1 protein-coding gene is annotated in these 586 nt (G+C 38.1%); it reads right to left on the reverse strand.

Annotated features, from left to right (window positions below; genetic code table 11):
• A partial coding sequence (locus A3757_RS27535) for a hypothetical protein (protein WP_231878227.1) occupies positions 1-535 on the reverse strand: 535 nt, incomplete at its 3' end.
• Positions 536-586: the final 51 nt, after the last annotated feature.

Consider the following 586-nt stretch of genomic DNA (forward strand, 5'->3'; position numbering starts at 1 on the left):
GGTTAATCCCTCTAGATAATACATCGGGGAATAATTTGTTTATGACTTTCTTAGTTGCGGTTTTATAATCGGACGCTAGTTCTCCTGATTTGTAGGGTCGAGCATTAGCTTTTCCTTTCTTGATAGTGACTTTGAAGAATAGCCTCTGATCTTCGAAGCCAAAGTGCTCTATAAGCTTTTTCCGAATTTCAATAAACCGCTCTATATCGCTATTGAAAAGCTGAGGTATTGGCATGCTAATGTCAAATATGTCGGAGCGTTCTCGATTTTTTAGAAACTTTTTAGGTACGAAAACTCGGTATCGGTCTTCATTCTTTAGATAGATTAGGCTTGGCTCTTGTGTTTCGGTGATTGTAGTTGATACTTCCTGGTAGTGCAGTTGGGCCCAGTTGTGAATACGTAGAGGGCAAGCACGGGATAGTTGAGTAATTAATCCTGCTGAAGATGATCTAAAGGGAGTTGTTGCTATTTTAGTGAAAGTTTTTGTGTCGTATTCAAATAGATTTTCTATTATTAGATCTACGCTGTTTTTCATTGAGCTAGCAGGCATATTTAAGAGAAACTTAATGTGCCTTTTACCATCTCT

The sequence above is a fragment of the Oleiphilus sp. HI0117 genome, assembly GCF_001635235.1.